The sequence below is a fragment of the Aquiflexum sp. genome (assembly GCF_977115555.1).
Map to the genome: position 1 here is coordinate 1 of NZ_CDSBKL010000491.1, position 2675 is coordinate 2675.

General features: G+C 41.0%; 1 protein-coding gene. It reads left to right on the plus strand.

Annotation, left to right across the window (positions count from 1 at the left end; genetic code table 11):
- On the plus strand, positions 1–2675 hold a 2675-nt coding region (locus ACZFYI_RS18675; protein ID WP_462525635.1), incomplete at both ends, for an ATP-binding protein.

Genomic DNA, 2675 nt, shown 5'->3' on the forward strand with positions numbered 1-2675 from the left:
TGCATTGACCCCTAGAAGTCCGGAGGAAATAGCGGCTGTGCCGCCTATTGTTTCCGACCTCATCCTGAAAATGCTCGAAAAAGACGTTCAGACGAGGTACCACTCTGCCACAGGGGTTTCATATGATTTGGAATTGATCCTTAATTCCCTACAGAGAAAAGGAACAGCCGCAAGTTTCGAATTGGGGACCAATGATTCTTCCGGAGTACTGAGATTTTCAGATGAGCTATATGGAAGGGAGAATCAAACCAAGCAGCTAAGGGAAGCTTTTCAACGCATCGTAGAGGATGAAAAAATCCTGATGCTCGTTTATGGAAACTCCGGGGTGGGAAAATCTGTCTTGGTGGAGCAGCTATATAGGCCTGTTATCAAAGAAGGAGGCTTTTTTCTTTCAGGTAAATTTGACCAATTGAGGACCGATGTCCCATATTTTGCTTTTTCTCAGGCATTGGGAAGGTTGGTAGATCAGATATTGCTTTTAAATGAAAAAGACCTAGCATATTGGAAACATGAGCTTCATAGACTCCTCCATCCGATAGGAAGGGTGTTGTATGACATTATTCCCGGATTGGAAAAGCTGTTGGAAAATGAACCCGATCTACCTGTATTGAATGGAATGGAAGCACAGTTGAGGTTTAATTATGCCTTGAGCAATTTTTTTCAGGTTTTCTCAGACTCAAGCAAACCCTTGGTCATATTTATTGATGACCTTCAGTGGAGCGATCTTCCCTCGCTCAACTTGATGAGAAACATCCTCACCAATAAAGACCTTAAAAACATATTGATTATTGGAGCTTACAGGGACAATGAAATAACCACGGGCCATTTGTTTCTCCAGTTTAAAATGGAGATCGAAGAATTGGGAATCCATCCTGAAGAAATCCACCTTGAAAGCCTTCAATATGAAGACATTCATAGATTGGTGTCCAATACATTGGGAAAATCTAAAGCCCCGCTGGATGAATTGGTGAAAATAGTTGATAAAAAATCCGGTGGGAACGCGCTTTTTGTAAACCAGTTTTTGAAAGCTATCTATAAAAATGAAATGCTGCGCTTTGACAGCGCCGAATCGGCATGGAAATGGAATGCAGAAGAATTGATGAGGTATAATGTAGAAGGGGATATTGTCAATCTTTTTTTGGAAACCATCAATAAATTGCCTTCTGAATGTATCTCAATTCTCAAACTGGCGTCATGCATTGGAAATAAATTTGGTTTGGGAGAATTGGCCATCATTTCAAAAAAAGGTAAAAATAAAGCTTATCAGGACCTAAAGCCGGCATTGGATCTTGACTTGATTATCGAAAGCCGCGATGGCAATCTTTACTTTGTCCATGACAGGGTGCAGCAGGCTTTTTATTCCCTCAATGACGACCTTGGAAAAAGTGAATATCACCTCAAGATCGGCAGGCTCCTTTTGGAAAATACTGATGAGGAAGACCTCCGGGAAAGTATTTTTGATATCGTTAACCAGTTCAATTTCGCCAAGGAATTGATATCGGATCCATTGGAATCCAAAAAACTGTGCGAACTGAACATCATTGCCGGGCAGCGCTCTCAAAGTGCCACGGCATATTTGTTGGCAATGCAATATTTTGAAAACGCAGTGCAGTTTCTTCCCAAAAATGCGTGGGAAAAGGATAAAAAATTTACTTACAACCTTTACTTGCATGCTGCTATCGCCGCCAATCAATGCAACAGACAAGACCGGTTCCATGAATTTACCAGACTCCTCGATGCCAATGCTGTTGATACTTTGGACAAACTCAAACTTGCTGAACTCAAGATCCAAAATGCAAATGTAGAAAATGACCAAAAGCGCGTGATCGAAATCGGTCTTACAGCCCTCCGCTTTGCCAATATTCAATTAAAACTCCATCCCACACAACTTGATGTTCTTTTTGGGTTTTTGATGACCAATGCACGGTTGGGATTCCACAAAGAACAAGACATAGAAAAGCTGCCAAAAATCGAGGATGAAGAGCTAATAATCAGCATGTCTATCATGCACCACATGTCCTTGGCCGCCTATTTTTTAGAACCCAATATGGTTCCCCTGATTATGTTTGAATTGATCCGACTGACACTAAAATTCGGTTTGGGACCAAAGACACCATTTGCCTTTGTCGTTTTTGGTTATATCAATATTGCCTTTATGGGCAAAATGGAAAAGGGCCTCAAAATGGGTCAGTTGGGGAATAGACTTTCGGAAATCCTGAATAACGAAGACCAGTTTGTATCATTCAAGCAGGTATACGTCATGTTTATTTCCCAATGGCTTACCCACCTTGCCAATACCATACCTGACCTGGAGGAAGCGCTCAAAAAGGGCTTAGAAACAGGTGATTTTGAGTTCACTTCCATTATCGGACAGTTGATTATTTATTGGAATTTTTATGGAGGAGAACCGATTGATAAGATTCTAAAACGAGGGGAACTGCTCAGCATGCAGGTAGCACCACTCAATCAGATCATGCAGATCAAGAGGATTGATTTGTTCAGGCAATCTACTTTGGGACTATTGACAGGTGTCAGGGACTTTGAGGTTTTGAGTGGTGAAATCTTCGATGAAAGGAAAATAGATTTTCCAAACGAACCTGCGTTCGGTCTTTATTTTCATAACCTATATGCCCAAAAGAAAATCCTTGCAATGGTTTTTAACGAAAATGAAACCG